General features: G+C 73.5%; 14 protein-coding genes and 1 pseudogene. 10 read left to right on the forward strand and 5 right to left on the reverse strand.

Annotated elements, in window-relative coordinates; genetic code table 11:
- The first annotated feature begins 132 nt into the window (after positions 1 to 132).
- The 3 genes from ACZ79I_RS22925 to ACZ79I_RS22935 all read left to right on the forward strand — a co-directional run bounded on the left by ACZ79I_RS22925 (position 133) and on the right by ACZ79I_RS22935 (position 4,442).
- On the forward strand, positions 133 to 2,070 hold the full coding sequence (locus tag ACZ79I_RS22925) for an AMP-dependent synthetase/ligase (protein WP_471499360.1): 1,938 nt from the start codon (positions 133 to 135) through the stop codon (positions 2,068 to 2,070).
- Between the two features lie 193 nt (positions 2,071 to 2,263).
- A complete protein-coding gene (locus ACZ79I_RS22930) occupies positions 2,264 to 3,208 on the forward strand; it encodes a DUF1259 domain-containing protein (protein ID WP_471499361.1) in 945 nt (314 codons plus the stop codon).
- A gap of 28 nt (positions 3,209 to 3,236) precedes the next feature.
- Positions 3,237 to 4,442: a cytochrome P450 gene (locus ACZ79I_RS22935; protein WP_471499362.1), complete on the forward strand. Its 1,206-nt coding sequence runs from the start codon at positions 3,237 to 3,239 to the stop codon at positions 4,440 to 4,442.
- Positions 4,443 to 4,530: 88 nt separating this feature from the next.
- On the opposite strand, the gene ACZ79I_RS22940 is transcribed toward ACZ79I_RS22935, so the two are convergent.
- Positions 4,531 to 4,845 carry an AzlD domain-containing protein gene (locus ACZ79I_RS22940; protein WP_471499363.1) on the reverse strand — a complete coding sequence of 105 codons (315 nt, stop codon included), beginning with the start codon at positions 4,843 to 4,845 and terminating at the stop codon, positions 4,531 to 4,533.
- The gene (locus ACZ79I_RS22945) at positions 4,842 to 5,534 is read right to left on the reverse strand and encodes an AzlC family ABC transporter permease (RefSeq protein WP_471499364.1); all 693 of its coding nucleotides are present in this window, start codon (positions 5,532 to 5,534) and stop codon (positions 4,842 to 4,844) included. Before ACZ79I_RS22945 ends, ACZ79I_RS22940 begins: the two co-directional genes overlap by 4 nt.
- Positions 5,535 to 5,602: 68 nt before the next feature.
- Between ACZ79I_RS22945 and ACZ79I_RS22950 the strand changes: the two genes are divergently transcribed.
- The gene (locus ACZ79I_RS22950; RefSeq protein WP_471499365.1) at positions 5,603 to 6,178 is read left to right on the forward strand and encodes a helix-turn-helix domain-containing protein; all 576 of its coding nucleotides are present in this window, start codon (positions 5,603 to 5,605) and stop codon (positions 6,176 to 6,178) included.
- A 189-nt stretch (positions 6,179 to 6,367) separates the two neighbouring features.
- Here the strand turns inward: ACZ79I_RS22950 and ACZ79I_RS22955 are convergent, their stop codons facing one another.
- Positions 6,368 to 6,571 carry a cold-shock protein gene (locus ACZ79I_RS22955; RefSeq protein WP_043442843.1) on the reverse strand — a complete coding sequence of 68 codons (204 nt, stop codon included), beginning with the start codon at positions 6,569 to 6,571 and terminating at the stop codon, positions 6,368 to 6,370.
- Positions 6,572 to 6,926: 355 nt separating this feature from the next.
- Between ACZ79I_RS22955 and ACZ79I_RS22960 the strand changes: the two genes are divergently transcribed.
- The 6 genes and pseudogenes from ACZ79I_RS22960 to ACZ79I_RS22985 all read left to right on the forward strand — a co-directional run bounded on the left by ACZ79I_RS22960 (position 6,927) and on the right by ACZ79I_RS22985 (position 13,361).
- Complete coding sequence (locus tag ACZ79I_RS22960; RefSeq protein WP_471499366.1) at positions 6,927 to 7,775, forward strand: menaquinone biosynthetic enzyme MqnA/MqnD family protein; 849 nt, start codon at positions 6,927 to 6,929, stop codon at positions 7,773 to 7,775.
- Positions 7,776 to 7,857: 82 nt separating this feature from the next.
- Positions 7,858 to 9,332: pseudogene (locus ACZ79I_RS22965) on the forward strand (serine/threonine-protein kinase); the annotation flags it as partial.
- Positions 9,333 to 10,133: 801 nt separating this feature from the next.
- Positions 10,134 to 10,649, forward strand: coding sequence for a prepilin peptidase (locus ACZ79I_RS22970; protein WP_471505153.1), 516 nt, complete (start codon positions 10,134 to 10,136; stop codon positions 10,647 to 10,649).
- Positions 10,650 to 10,738: 89 nt separating this feature from the next.
- Positions 10,739 to 11,938: a cyclic dehypoxanthinyl futalosine synthase gene (gene mqnC / locus ACZ79I_RS22975; protein WP_471499367.1), complete on the forward strand. Its 1,200-nt coding sequence runs from the start codon at positions 10,739 to 10,741 to the stop codon at positions 11,936 to 11,938.
- 7 nt (positions 11,939 to 11,945) lie between these two features.
- The gene (locus tag ACZ79I_RS22980; RefSeq protein ID WP_471499368.1) at positions 11,946 to 12,605 is read left to right on the forward strand and encodes a hypothetical protein; all 660 of its coding nucleotides are present in this window, start codon (positions 11,946 to 11,948) and stop codon (positions 12,603 to 12,605) included.
- A 60-nt stretch (positions 12,606 to 12,665) separates the two neighbouring features.
- Positions 12,666 to 13,361, forward strand: a complete 696-nt coding sequence (locus ACZ79I_RS22985) for a demethylmenaquinone methyltransferase (protein ID WP_471499369.1) — start codon at positions 12,666 to 12,668, stop codon at positions 13,359 to 13,361.
- Positions 13,362 to 13,559: 198 nt separating this feature from the next.
- Here ACZ79I_RS22985 and ACZ79I_RS22990 read toward each other — a convergent pair whose 3' ends face one another.
- Positions 13,560 to 13,901 (reverse strand): PASTA domain-containing protein, encoded by a 342-nt coding sequence (locus ACZ79I_RS22990; RefSeq protein WP_471499370.1) that lies wholly within the window; start codon positions 13,899 to 13,901, stop codon positions 13,560 to 13,562.
- An 84-nt stretch (positions 13,902 to 13,985) separates the two neighbouring features.
- Positions 13,986 to 14,492, reverse strand: a complete 507-nt coding sequence (locus tag ACZ79I_RS22995) for a GNAT family N-acetyltransferase (RefSeq protein ID WP_471499371.1) — start codon at positions 14,490 to 14,492, stop codon at positions 13,986 to 13,988.
- Between the last annotated feature and the right edge of the window lie 6 nt (positions 14,493 to 14,498).

Here is a 14,498-nt window from a genome sequence, read left to right on the forward strand (position 1 = left end):
AGAGACTCGTACGATCACGGGGATAACCGGCGGTAACACCGAGCCGCGTGCCGCCGGTGGCCGTCTCGGTGCGCACGGCGCCTACCCCGTGCAGCGAAGCGGTGCACAGCTGCAGGCCCCAGGAGCCGCCCCATGCCCATCTCGTACTCGTCCACGCCCGTCCCCGCCACCCCGGCCGATCTCGACCACGACGGCGGGCCGGTGCTCGTGGAACCGGTGACACGGCGGCTGGGCGGCGAGGTTCGCGAGGCGTCTGTACCCCCGCTGGTGCCGCCCGTGACCCACGGCTCGCTCGCCGACCTGCCGTTCGAGAACGCGAGCGTGGCGCCCGGCCACCGGGTCCTCAGCCGCCGCGGCCCGGACGGCGGGTGGACGGACGTGACGGCGGCACAGTTCGCCGGCCAGGTACTGGCGTTGGCCAAGGGCCTGATCGCCGAGGGCCTGGTGCCGGGCGACCGGATCGCGATCATGGCGCGTACGACGTACGAGTGGACGCTCCTCGACTTCGCCGCCTGGGCGGCGGGCCTGGTGACGGTCCCCGTCTACCCGACCTCCTCCGTCTTCCAGACCCGCTGGATCCTGCAGGACTCGGGCGCGGTCGCCCTGGTGACGGAGACGGCCGGGCAGGCGGCGGCCCTCGGCCCGGAACGCAGCCGGCTGCCCGACCTGCGCCACCTGTGGGTGATCGAGAAGGGGCACGTCGAGCGGCTCGCGGAGCTGGGCGGACAGGTCCCCGACCAGGAGGTGACCGTGCGCCGCGGCGTGCTGGGCCCGGACACGCTGGCCACCGTCGTCTACACCTCGGGCACGACGGGCCGCCCCAAGGGCTGCGTGCTGACGCACGGCAACTTCCTGGCGGAGGTCGACAACGCGATCGAGCTCCTCTACCCGGTGTTCAAGGCGAAGTTGGGCGCCGAGCCCTCCACGCTCCTGTTCCTGCCGCTGTCGCACGTCTTCGGCCGCATGGTGGCCATCGCCTGCGTGCGCGCCCGGGTACGCCTGGGCCACGCGCCGAGCATGGCGGCGCCGGACCTGCTGGCCGATCTGGCGGCCTTCAGGCCCACCTTCCTGCTGGCCATCCCGTACATGCTGGAGAAGGTGTACAACAACGCGCGGGCGACGGCCGAGCGCGGCGGACGGGCGGCATCGTTCGACCGCGCGGCAGGCGTGGCCCGGCGCTACGGCGAGGCGCTGGAGGCACATCAGCACGGCACGGGTCCCGGTCCGGGCCGTGCCCTGAGGGCCGCCCGCGCCCTCTACGACCCGCTCCTGTACCGCCGCATCCGGGGCGCCCTGGGCGGCAGGGTCCGCCACGTCATCTGCGGCGGCTCTCCGCTGGGCCGTCGCCTGGCCGCCTTCTACGCGGGCGCGGGCATAGAGATCTACGAGGGCTACGGTCTGACGGAGTCGACCGGCGCGGCCACGGTCACCCCGCCGCTCAAGCCCCGCCTGGGAACGGTGGGCTGGCCCCTGCCCGGCACGAGGGTCCGTATCGCGGCGGACGGCGAGGTGCTGCTGTCCGGGGGCCAGGTGTTCCGCGGTTACTGGGACCCGCACGCGGGAGGAGTCGTCCCGGCGTCCCCCGACGACTGGTTCCCGACGGGCGACATCGGCCGCCTGGACGACGAGGGCTATCTGACGATCACGGGCCGCAAGAAGGAGATCCTGATCACGGCCGGGGGGAAGAACGTGGCCCCCGCCCCCCTGGAGAACTGGCTGCGCTCCCACCCCCTGATCTCCCAGTGCATCGTCATCGGCGACGGCCGCCCCTATGTCTCCGCCCTCATCACCCTGGACCCGGAGGGCATCACCCACTGGCGCCGGATGAACGGCAGGCATCCGGTGCCGATGGATCTCCTGGTGGACGACGAGGAGGTGCGCGCGGTTCTGCAGCGCGCGGTGGACGAGGCCAACAAGATGGTCTCCCGCCCCGAGTCCATCCGCCGCTTCGCCGTCCTGCCCGTGGACTTCACCGAGGAGGCCGGGCATCTGACGCCGTCGATGAAACCGCGACGGGAGGCGATCATGCGGGACTTCGCCCGGCAGGTGGCGGGGCTGTACCCGCGATAGGGCGGGCCCCGGGCCCTCTCACCCGATCGCGAACGACTGCTTAGCCCAGCCGGCCCCGGCGGCGGTGGCGATGCCCCGGGGTCCGCGGCCCGCCGTGCTTCCATCTCGCCAGGAGGCGCAGATGATGGCTGAGGACGGATCACGGGACACCCCGTCACGAGCGGGTACGTCACGCCGCCACATGCTGGCGGCGATGGCCCTGGCCCCCGTGCCGGCCGCGGTGGCGACCCCGGCCGGCGCGGTGTCCGGCGGGGCGACGGCGAGGGGGACGAGCCGGGGACCGGTCGCACCGGTGCCCACCACGCTGTCGGACTGGACCGCCGTGGCCGACGCGCTGGGCCGCCCGGGCGAGATGAAGCGGGTGATGTACCACACGGGCCTCCCGCGCCGGGACCTCGTGGTGATCTCCCGCGGTGTCCTGATCAAACCGGCCCTGGCCCTGGGGTCGCACGTCTCCTTCGTCCGGTACTCCGACGGCGCCACGCTGCTGATGGGCGACGTGGTGGTCACCGAACGGGAACTGCAGTCGTTCGGCGACGCGCTGTACGAGCACGGGATCGAGCAGACCGCGCTCCACAAGCACCTGCTCTCCCAGTTTCCCGACGTCTGGTGGGTCCACGTCCACGCGCACGGCCACGACCCGGCGGCCATCGCCCGCGGCCTGCGCGCGGCCTTCGACCGCACCGGCACCCCGCCCCCGTCACCTCCCGCGCAGGCGCGGCCCCTCGACCTGGACACCGCCGGCATCGATGCCGCGATGGGCGTCCGGGGCGTCGTCGACGACGGGGTCTACAAGAGCATCTTCGCCCGCCGCGAGACCGTCACCGACGGCGGACGGATCCTGCCCCCGGGCCTCGGATCGACCACCGCGGTCAACTTCCAGCCGCTGGGCGGCGGACGGGCCGCGGTCAGCGGCGACTGCGTCATGGTCGCCGACGAGGTCCAGGACGTCCTCGGGGCCCTGCGCCGTGCGGGGGCCGAACTCGTCGAGGTGCACCACCACGGTCTGAGGGACGAACCCCGCCTGTTCTTCGCCCACTTCTGGGCCGCCGGCGACGCCGTCGGGCTCGCCCGGGGGCTGCGCGCCGCGGTGGACGCCACCGACGTGGCGCCGGTGACGGCGCCCGACGCGGGCTGACAGGCGGCTGGAAACGGAGAACCGCGCGATGACATCGAGCAGCGAAGCAGTCAAGTGCCCCTTCGACTTCAGCGAGGGTCTGGAGTTCGATCCCTCGCTCGCGGCGCTCATGGCCCGCGACCGCCCGGCCCGGATCCGGCTGCCGTACGGCGACGCCGACGCCTGGCTGTTCACCGGGTTCGACGAGGTGCGCCAGGTGACCACCGACCAGCGGTTCAGCCGGGCCGCGATCATCGGGTCCGACTATCCGCGGCTGACGCCGGAGCCCATCGTCTCCCCCGAGTCGATCAACGTGATCGATCCGCCGCACAGCAGCCGCCTGCGGCACCTGGCGTCACAGGCCTTCACCAAACGGCACGTCGAGCGGATGCGACGGACGATCACCCGGCTCGCGGACACCCTGCTCGACGAGATGGCCGCGCAGGGGCCACCCGCGGACCTGGTGCACCACCTCTCCGACCCGCTCCCCCAGCACACCGTCTTCGATCTCCTCGGGATCGAGCGGGACGACTGGCCCCGGATGCAGCGGTACATGCACCAGCTGCTGTCCACCGGACCGGACGGCCGTGCCGCCGCCGCGAACGCCAAGGCCGAACTGCGGGCGTACTTCGGCGCACTGGTCGAACAGCGGCGGCGCTCACCCGGCACCGACCTGATCAGCGCGCTGGCCGCCGCCAGGGAGGGCGAGGACGTACTCGACGACCAGGAACTGGCCGTGATGGCGCTGACGCTGACGCTCAGCGGGCAGGACACCGCCACCTGCCAGATCAGCGACATCTGCTACCTCCTGCTGACCCGCCCCGGACTGATGGAGCACCTCAGGAACCGGCCCGGGACGTTGACGGCCGTCCTGAACGAACTGCTTCGCTACATCCCCTTCCGCAAGGGGGTGGGCATCCCCCGGGTGGCGCTGGAGGACGTGGAACTCGGCGGGGTGCGGATCCGGGCGGGCGACTTCGTCCATGTCTCGTACCTGACGGCCAACCGGGACCCCGGGCGCTACCCGGACCCGGACGTCATCGACCCGGACCGGCCTCCCGGGCCGAACATGACCTTCGGCTGGGGCGGACACCGGTGCATCGCCGTGCCGCTGGCCATGGCCGAGCTGGAGGTGGCCATCGGGCGGCTGCTGGAGCGGTTCCCGGGGTTGCGGCTGGCGGTGGCGCCGGACGAGGTGCGCTGGGACACGGAGACGATCCGGCGCTTCCCGCTGGAGCTGCCCGTGACCTGGTAGGGCCGCGGACGGCCCGGCGCCGGTCCGCGGCCGTCCCACGGGTGGTCCCACGGGTCGTCCACGGGTCGTCCCACGGTCACCTCACCGGTCACCCCAGCCCGGCCGCCCGCAGCGCCGCCGTCGCCGCCGCCGCGCCCAGGACCACCACCACGAACGGCGCCCGGCGCCACGCCAGCACCCCGCCCACCAGCACTCCCGCCGGTCGTGCCCAGCCCGCGAAGCCGCCCGGCCCGGTGAGCGCGCCCGTCGCCAGCAGGGCGACCAGCAGCACCACCGCGGCGGCCGACAGCAGCCGCCGGATGCGGTCCGGCACATCGAACCGGCCGTGCAGCACCGGGCCCACCAGCCGGAAGGCGTACGTTCCCGCGGCGAGCGCGAGGATCGTGGCGGCCGTCGCCGTCATGCCCGCCTCCCGGGCACGAGCAGCCCGGCCAGGGCGAGCAGCACCGGCACCCCGGCCTGCACGAAGGGCGTCGTCGCCAGTGCCACCGCGGCGCCGGCCACCGCGGCCCGCCGCACGCCCGCGTCCTCCCTCAGGGCCGGCAGGACCAGGGCGACGAGCACGGCGGGGAAGGCGGCGTCCAGGCCGATGGCATCCGTGTCGCCGAGCGCGCCGCCGGCCAGGGCACCGCCCAGCACGCACAGGTTCCACGCCGCGTACAGCCCGAGCCCGGAGATCCAGAACGCCGCCCGGCGGCGTGCCGGGTCCCGCTGGGCCAGGGCGAAGGCCGCCGTCTCGTCGGTCACCAGATGGGCGCCCGCCAACCGGGCGAGCCGCCCCCCGCCGGCCAGCACGTCCGCGACCCCCAGGCTGAACGCCGCCGTGCGCGTGTTCAGCAGCAGGCCCGTCCCCGCCGCGGCCACCGGGCCGCCCCCGGCCAGCAGGATGCCGACGGCGCTGAACTGCGCCGAGCCCGCGTACACCACCAGCGACATCACCACCGGCACCCAGACCGGCAGCCCGCCCGCGACCGCGATCGCGCCGAACGACATGCCCACCACACCGCTGGCGAGGCAGACGAGGGACACGTCCCGCAGCAGCGCCCGGTCGACGGCGGCGGCCCACGCGGGTGTTCGGAATGGTGAACGCATGTTCTCTACAATGGACAGCACCCCTGCTGTTCGTCAAGGTGAACGAACATACCGATGGAGCGAACGCCATGACCGACGCCGACACCACCCCTCCGGCCCGGCTGCCCCTCGACTGGATCGCGGCCGCCCTGCGCCGGGAACGCACCCGCGCCGGGCTCTCCCTGTCCGAGCTCGCCAAGCGCGCCGGCATCGCGAAGTCCACGCTGTCCCAGTTGGAGGCGGCGAACGGCAATCCCAGCATGGAGACGCTGTGGGCGCTCGGCGTGGCGCTCGGCGTGCCGTTCAGCGCACTCGTCGAGCCGCCCGCACCGGCGGTGCAGGTGATCCGCGCGGGGGAGGGGCCGGCCGTGCACTCCGAGCACGCCCGTTACGCGGCGACCCTGCTCTCCGCGAGCCCGCCGGGCGCGCGCCGGGACATCTACCGCGTGCGGCTGGAACCGGGGTCCGTGCGCGCCTCGGAACCCCACATCCCGGGGACGGTGGAGCACCTGGTGGTGAGCGCGGGGCGGGCCCTCGCCGGTCCGCGCGGCGAGGAGGTGGAACTCGGCGCCGGCGACTACATGGCGTACCGCGGCGACGTGCCGCACTCGTACGAGGCGCTGGCGCCGGGGACCACGGTCGTCCTGGTCATGCAGCACGTGTGAAGAGCGCGCGGGCAAGAGGCGTGCGGGCGAGAGGCACGCGGGCAACAAGCGCGCGGGCAAAAAGCAGGAGCCCCTTGCGCCGGGTGGCGCGGGGGGCTCCTTGGGTACTGCTGTCCGTTCCGGATCAGAGCATCGGACTCAGTGAGCCGACGGCCTGGAACCGAAGAGCGAAGACTCCGAGACGGGGACTCAGATGGCGGTGACGTTCTCCGCCTGCGGGCCCTTCGGGCCCTGGGTCACGTCGAAGCTCACCTGCTGGTTCTCCTCAAGCGAGCGGAAGCCGTTCGCGTTGATCGCGGAGTAGTGGACGAAGACGTCGGGGCCGCCGCCTTCCTGGGCGATGAAGCCAAAGCCCTTTTCGGCGTTGAACCACTTCACGGTTCCGGTAGCCATAAGCCCTCCTTGGGCCCAAAGGGTTGCCCTGCTCCAGAACCTGCAAGTGTGAAAACTTGAACGCCGCACAACTGCATGCCTCTGAAAACGACGAGAGCCCGCGGTCACATGCTCCGCAGGCTCTGTACTGCAAGGAAACCAAACTGCAACTTGCGGCGAGCCTAGCACGTGGGCAGCCGAAAGCAACAGAGGTCAAGATCACGCCACCCGGATGTTTGAGGGGATGCCGAGCTGGGTTGACGTTGCTGTGGCGCATTCTAGTCACAGGGGTTGACACCGATCGTCCGGGGGGTGTCGGAAGCCGCCTGCGGACCCTGGGCCCGGCGCCGTGCCGCACGGGGTCTAGTCTCGCGATGTGGACAATCCTCGCACCCGGCCGCGCGTAGGCCACATCCAGTTCCTGAACTGCCTGCCCCTGTACTGGGGGCTCGCGAGAACCGGGACCCTCCTGGACTTCGAGCTGACCAAGGACACCCCCGAGAAGCTCAGCGAGAAGCTGGTGCAGGGCGACCTCGACATCGGGCCGATCACCCTGGTCGAGTTCCTCAAGCACGCCGACGACCTGGTCGCCTTCCCCGACATCGCGGTCGGCTGCGACGGCCCGGTGATGTCCTGCGTGATCGTCTCGCAGGTCCCGCTGGACCGGCTGGACGGCGCCCGTGTCGCCCTCGGCTCGACCTCCCGGACCTCCGTGCGCCTCGCCCAGCTGCTGCTCGCCGACCGGTACGGGGTGAGCCCCGACTACTACACCTGCCCGCCCGATCTGAGCCTGATGATGCAGGAGGCCGAGGCGGCGGTGCTGATCGGCGACGCCGCCCTGCGTGCCAACCTCCTCGACGGCCCGCGCTACGGCCTCGCCGTGCACGATCTCGGCGCGTTGTGGAAGGAGTGGACGGGCCTGCCGTTCGTCTTCGCGGTCTGGGCGGCGCGTCGCGACTACCTGGAGCGCGAGCCCGTCATCACCCGCACGGTGCACGAGGCGTTCCTGGCCTCCCGCAACCTCTCCCTGGAGGAGGTGGGCAAGGTCGCGGAGCAGGCGGCGCGCTGGGAGGCGTTCGACGAGAAGGTCCTGGAGCAGTACTTCACGACGCTCGACTTCCGTTTCGGGGGCCCGCAGCTGGCGGCGGTCGCCGAGTTCGCCCGGCGGGTGGGCCCGACGACGGGTTTCCCCGCGGACGTGAAGGTGAAGCTCCTGGAGCAGTAGAGGGGGTGTGCCACGGAGCGCGGGCACGGGGCGCACCGGGCACTACGCTGCTGGGGAGTCGTACGGGGGAGGGGTGGACGCCATGCAGCCGCTCGAAGCCGGTGAACCCACCGTCGTGGGGCCCTACCGGCTGCTCGGCCGGCTGGGCTCCGGGGGAATGGGCCGCGTCTACCTCGGGCGCAGCGCCGGCGGACGCACGGTCGCGGTCAAGGTGGTGCATCCGCACTTCGCGCTCGACGAGGAGTTCCGCGCCCTCCCCCACGCTCGAATGCGCTCGCGCGGGGGGACCCCCATCGCCGCGAGGTGCAGGCCGCGCGGCGGGTCGGCGGCGCGTGGACCGCGCCCGTCCTGGACTCGGACCCGGAGGCATCCGTGCCGTGGGTCGCAACCGGGTACGCGGCCGGACCCTCGCTGGCCGCGGCCGTCGGGGACGTCGGCCCGCTGCCCGGGCACTCGGTACGGGTCCTGGGCGCCGGCCTCGCGGAGGCGCTGACGGCGGTGCACGGGCTGGGGCTGGTCCACCGGGACGTGAAACCGTCGAACGTCCTGCTGACCCTCGACGGACCCCTCCTGATCGACTTCGGCATCGCGCGCGCCACGGACGGCACGGCGTCGCTCACCTCCACCGGCGTCTCCATCGGCTCGCCCGGCTACATGTCGCCCGAGCAGATCACCGGCAAGGGCGTCACCGGCGCGGCGGACGTCTTCTCCCTGGGCGCCGTGCTGGCCTACGCGGCGACCGGCGAGTCCCCCTTCCGCGGCGACTCGTCCGCGGCGCTGCTGTACAAGGTGGTCCACGAGGAGCCCGAACTCGGCTCGCTGGAGGGCGAGTTGCGGGACCTGGTGGCCGTATGCCTGGCCAAGGACCCGGCCGGGCGCCCCACACCGGCGGAGGTGGCCCGACGGCTCGCCCCGACGGGCGCGGCCCCCCTGGTGACGGCGGGCTGGCTGCCGGGCCCCCTGGTGGAACAGGTCAGCCGCAAGGCCGTACAGCTGCTGAACCTGGAGGCGGCCCAGGCACCGCCGTCGGGCCCGGTGGGCTTCAGCAACCGCTCGGTCGGCGCGCCGTCCGCCGGGGGTGATGTGACGGGTGGGGCCGGGGGAGCGGGGGAGGCCGTTCCGGTGCCCGGCGGGTCGTCGGGTGGTCCGGTGCGCGACGGGGCGGTGCCCGGGAGCCCGGCGCCAGGCGCGGCCGCGTCGAACGGGCCGGTGTCCGGCGGGCCCGTGCCCGGGGGGCCGACGCCGAACGCGGCCGCGCCGACCGCGCCGGCGTCCACGACGCCCGACGCGCCGGCGGGGGACGGACCGGCGCCCCGGCCGCGGGCGCCCGACCCCACGGCGTCCGACGCCTCGGGGCCGAACGCGTCGGCGCCCGGCGCTCCGGTTTCTGGTGTTCCGGTGTCGGGGCCGAATGTGTCGGTGCCGGGTGGTCCGGTTTCTGGTGTCCCGGCGCCCAACGTCCCGGCGCCGCACGCGCCGGTGCCCGGTGTCGAGGCACCCGGCCGCCCGGCGCACAGTCCTCCCTCGGGCGGCGAGGGGGCCCGCGTCCCGTCGGGGGCCGGCGGCTTCGGGCCCCCCGCCGGGGTCTTCGGGCCGCCGCCCGATCTGAGCGCCCCGGCGACGGCCCCCGCCCACCCGCCGCCCCGCCCCGGCGCGCAGCCGGCCCCGCGGGACGCCCAGGGCCCGCCCGGGAAGCTGTCCGTGAGCGTCGCCGCGACCTCCGTGCCGGGCGCGGGCGGCCGTGGCCGGCGGGTCAGCTGCACGGTCGCGCTGGCGGTCGCGGGAGCGCTGGCCGCCGTGACGGTCGGGTCCGCCGTGCTCTTCGGGCCGCTGGGCAAGGACGGTGCGGACAAGGGCGGCGCGGCGGGCGCCCGCTCCCCGGCGCCGACGGGCGGTCCGGGCAGTCCCGATGCCGGGCGGTCGGCCGTGCCCGCCGTGTACCTCGGCGTCCAACCCGTCGACGTGCACGAGGGGACGGCACGAGATCCGGCTGACGCCGGTCGGCGCCGATCTCGAGTACACCTCCGACAACCCGGACGCCGGAAACCCGACGTCGCGGCTGGCGAGGATCGACTAGCGGACCCGGAGCCGTCGCGGCCTTGTGGAGCACGGGAGTTGGGCGGCGCACGGTCCGCATACCCTGTCCGCGTGGATCTGGACCTCTGGCTGACCGCGGGTGCCGCGCTGTGGGGTGCGGCGGCCGGTGCGCTGGTGCCCCGGGCCGCGTACCGGCTCTGCGTCGAGCCCGAGCAGCCGTGGCGGGACCGCTGTCCCGACGGGCATCGGATCGGCGGGTGGGTCGGTCGGGCGCGATGCGCGGACGGACGGGTCTACGGGCCGGGGACCGGCGTGGTGTGCGTGGCCACCGCCCTGGTCTGCGCGGGACTCGCGCTCGCCACCGGCACCCGCCCCGAACTGGGGGTCTGGCTGCTGCTCGCGCCCCTCGGGGTGCTGCTGACGATCGTGGACTTCCGGGTGCAGCGGCTGCCGGACGTGCTCACGCTGCCGCTCGCGGCCCTCGCCCTGATCCTGCTCGCCGCCGCGGCGGCCCTGCCCGGGCACGCGGGCGTGTGGCTCACCGCGCTGCTCGGTGCGCTGGTGCTCGGCGGCGCGTACTTCCTCCTCTTCGTCCTCCCCCCGAACGGCATGGGCTTCGGCGACGTCAAGCTCTCCCTGGGCCTCGGGGCGGTGCTCGGCTGGTACGGCTGGGGAACCGTGATGCTCGGCACCTTCGCCGGGTTCCTCTTCGGCGGCCTGTACGGGCTCGGGCTCGTGGCGCTGCGGCGGGCCGGGCGGCGGACCGCGATCCCCTTCGGGCCGTTCCTCATCGCGGGCGCCCTCGTCGGGCTCCTGATCGGCGCCCACACGGCCTGACGACGGTGGTGCCCTACCCCTGGCGTAGGCTGGTTCGGTCCGTCCGCAGCCCCTGCGTCCGTCCACAACCCTCGCGAAAGGGACGCCCGGTGACCGAGAAGGCCGACCTCCAGTCCGTCCTCGACCGTGCCGCCGCCGGTGGGCGGATCACCCCCGAAGAAGCGCTCGCCCTCTACCGTGACGCCCCGTTGCACGCGCTGGGCGCGGCCGCCGACGCCGTGCGCCGCCGTATGTACGCCGGCAGCGAGCACATCGCGACGTACATCATCGAGCGCAACATCAACTACACGAACGTGTGCGTGACGGCGTGCAGGTTCTGCGCGTTCTACGCGGCGCCGAAGGACACCGCCAAGGGCTGGACGCGCGACCTCGACGACATCCTGCGCCGGTGCGCGGAGACGGTCGAGCTGGGCGGCACGCAGATCATGTTCCAGGGCGGTCACCACCCGGACTACGGCGTCGAGTACTACGAGAAGCACTTCCGCGCCATCAAGGAGTCCTTCCCGCAACTGGTCATCCACAGCCTGGGGGCCTCCGAGGTCGAGCACATGGCGCGGATCTCGGGTGTCACGGTGGAGGAGGCGATCACGCGTATCCACGCCGCCGGACTCGACTCCTTCGCCGGTGCCGGCGCCGAACTGCTGCCCGAGCGGCCGCGCAAGGCGATCGCTCCCCTGAAGGAGAGCGGCGAGCGCTGGCTGGAGATCATGGAGATCGCGCACGGGCTGGGGGTCGAGTCGACGTCCACGATGCTCATGGGAACCGGCGAGACCAACGCCGAGCGCATCGAGCACCTGAGGATGATCCGTGACGTGCAGGACCGCACGGGCGGTTTCCGGGCCTTCATCCCGTACACCTACCAGCCCGAGAACAACCATCTGAAGGGCCGCACCCAGGCGACCGTCTTCGAGTACCTGCGGATGATCGCGATCGCCCGGCTCTTCCTCGACAACGTCCGGCACATCCAGGGCTCGTGGCTGACCACCGGCAAGGAGACCGGCCAGCTGTCGCTGCACTACGGTGCCGACGACCTCGGCTCCATCATGCTGGAGGAGAACGTGGTCTCCTCGGCAGGCGCCAAGCACCGCTCGAACCGTCAGGAGATCATCGACCTGATCCGGAAGGCGGGGCGGGTCCCGGCCCAGCGGTCCACGACGTACGAGCACCTCGTCGTCCACGACGACCCGGCGAACGACCCCGCCGACGAGCGGGTCGTCTCGCACATCTCGTCGACGGCGATCGCGGGCGGCACGGCCCACCCCGAGCTGAAGCTGCTGGCCTCCAGCTGATCCGCCCGTGCTGACGATCCACGCCGCCGACCTGCTGCTCACGGGCGACCGCCGGCCCGCGGTGCCGGGCGGCGCGGTGCTGGTCGACGGCCGGGAGTGCGCGGCCCTCGGCCCGTACGAGGAACTGGTGGCGGCCCATCCGGCGGCCCGTGTCCGGCGCTGGCCGGGGGTGCTCACCCCGGGCCTGCTGAATCCGTACGGGCCCGAACTGCTGGAGCGGGCCTACCATCCGGATCCGCGCGAGGCCGGCGAACTCGGCACCGAGCCGCTCATGGGCGAGGACCTCGAAGCACTTCAGGCGCGCGGCATGAGCGACGCCCGCTGGGGCGCGAGCGCGCGGCGCGGCGTGCAGCGGATGCTGGCGCACGGGACCGTCGCCGTGGCGGGGGCCCTGTGGCGCCCGGCGGTGCTGGACGCCGTGTACCGGGCGGGGCTCACCGTGCAGGAGCGCTTCGGGGCTCCCGCGGGGCCCCCGGTCCTCGACCCGCTGGCCGGACGGAGCCTGGCGGAGGCGATGCCCGTGCCGCTGCCGCCGGACGGCGCGGACGGGTGGGACGCGACGTTCGCCGTGTTCGACGTCCCGGACGAGGCGGCGCTCGGGAAGCGCGGGGCCGGGACGTGCGTGGCCACGGTCGTCGCGGGCCGGCTGGTGCACCGGCGCCGCTGAGGCGCGGTGTGCCGGGTGCGGCGCGCGGGCGCCGTACCCGGTGCTGCCACAATGGGGACCGTGACCCGCGCATCCCTGGACAAGCAGCCGCACGAAGTCGCCTCGATGTTCGACGACGTGGCGGAACGGTACGACCTGACGAACGACCTGCTGTCGCTCGGCCAGGACCGGGTGTGGCGCAAGGAGGTCGCGAAGGCGGTCGACGCGCGCCCCGCGCAGAAGGTCCTGGACCTGGCGGCCGGTACCGCGACCTCGTCGCTCCCCTTCACGCGCACGGGAGCGTACGTCGTTCCCTGCGACTTCTCGCTCGGCATGCTCCAGGTCGGCAAGAGGCGGCACCCCTGGCTGCCGTTCACCGCGGGGGACGGGACACGGCTGCCGTTCAGGGACGACGTCTTCGACGCGGTGACGATCTCCTTCGGGCTGCGCAACGTGCAGGACACGGACGCGGCGCTGCGCGAGCTGTACCGGGTGACGAAGCCCGGCGGCCGGGTCGTGATCTGCGAGTTCTCGCATCCGACCTGGGCGCCCTTCCGGACGCTCTACACCGAGTACCTGATGCGCGCGCTGCCGCCCGTGGCCCGCGCGGTGTCGTCCAACCCCGAGGCCTACGTCTACCTCGCCGAGTCCATCCGCGCCTGGCCCGACCAGCCGGCCCTCGCGGAACGGCTGCGCAAGGCGGGCTGGTCCAAGGTGGCGTGGCGCAATCTCACGGGCGGGATCGTGGCGCTGCACCGCGGCTTCAAGACGGTCTGACGGTCCCGGCGCCGGCGAGCCGCGCAACGGTGTTCACGCCGGCGGCGAAGAGGGAACGCGGGCGCCCGCCGGCACGGACGCGCCGCGCTGCCGCCCGGGCCGCCCCGTGGGGCATCCCCGCACACGGGCACCGCGGGCATACGCGGGTCGCGACGCCGGGACGACGCCGGGCACGAAGGGCCGTGCCGCGGCCGAGGCTCACCTGAGCAGTTCGAACGCGTTCCCCGGTTCGTCGAGTTCGCGGCGCAGTCCGCCCGGCGGCGGAATGGGCAGCCGCGGCTCGCGGACCCCGGCGCCCCCTCCGCCCTCGCCGAGGTCGAACCACACGGTCACCACGGCGCCCCGCGGCACCTGCGCGCCCGGCAGGGGGTATTGGCGTACGACGTAGTCGACGACGGTGAGATGGAAGTCCGGACGGTCGGGCGCGGCGAGCAGCACGCCCTGCTTCTCCGCGGCCTCGCGTGCGTCCACCGCCATCAGACCGATCAGCCGTGGCACGCGCACTTCGGGTGTCTTGGGTGTTATAGGCACAGATGTCACCCCCAGTGGTACTGGAAGGGTAACCGGCCGAGGGTGCTACCCGGAAGCGTTACGTGCCTGTCTGTAGCAGTCCGTCACTCGGTGTCACAGGTCGAGCCGGTAGCAGTGCGCGGGGTCGCCCAGCCGGGGGTGGGTGAGGATCTCCGCCAGTTCCATCCCGAGGCGCCGGGTGACGGCGATCGACCGCTCGTTCTCGGGCCGGACCATGGCCACGACCCGGGGCACGCCCGCTGCCCGCACCCGCTCCAGCGTGGTGAGGGCGGCCGCGGTGACATACCCCTTGCCCCAGTGCGCCCGCGCGAGCCGCCAGCCGATCTCGATCTCGCCCTGCGGACCCCACTCGCCCGGCCACGGCTGCGCGCCCGTGAACCCGATGACCTCGCCCGACTCGTCGAGCATGGTCCACAGGCAGAAGCCGTACTCGGCGTCGTGTCTGCGCTGGCGGGCGGTGAGCTCCTCGTAGACCGACAGCTCGGCTGCCCGGCCGCCGTGGAACCTCATGACCTCGGGGTCGGCGAAGATCCGGTGCCAGGTGAAGGCGTCCTCGTCGGTGGGAACGCGCAGCCGTACGTCGGGGAGAGCTCTGGTCACGGGGCA

Source organism: Streptomyces sp. PSU-S4-23 (assembly GCF_055632315.1).

Bases quoted from the DNA above. Each gene is read 5' to 3' on its own strand.
- ACZ79I_RS22945 (WP_471499364.1), bottom strand. From the start codon at position 5,534: ATGCGTTCACCATTCCGAACACCCGCGTGGGCCGCCGCCGTCGACCGG.
- ACZ79I_RS22935 (WP_471499362.1), top strand. From the start codon at position 3,237: ATGACATCGAGCAGCGAAGCAGTCAAGTGCCCCTTCGACTTCAGCGAG.
- ACZ79I_RS22955 (WP_043442843.1), bottom strand. From the start codon at position 6,571: ATGGCTACCGGAACCGTGAAGTGGTTCAACGCCGAAAAGGGCTTTGGC.
- ACZ79I_RS22930 (WP_471499361.1), top strand. From the start codon at position 2,264: ATGGCCCTGGCCCCCGTGCCGGCCGCGGTGGCGACCCCGGCCGGCGCG.
- ACZ79I_RS22950 (WP_471499365.1), top strand. From the start codon at position 5,603: ATGACCGACGCCGACACCACCCCTCCGGCCCGGCTGCCCCTCGACTGG.
- ACZ79I_RS22925 (WP_471499360.1), top strand. From the start codon at position 133: ATGCCCATCTCGTACTCGTCCACGCCCGTCCCCGCCACCCCGGCCGAT.
- ACZ79I_RS22940 (WP_471499363.1), bottom strand. From the start codon at position 4,845: ATGACGGCGACGGCCGCCACGATCCTCGCGCTCGCCGCGGGAACGTAC.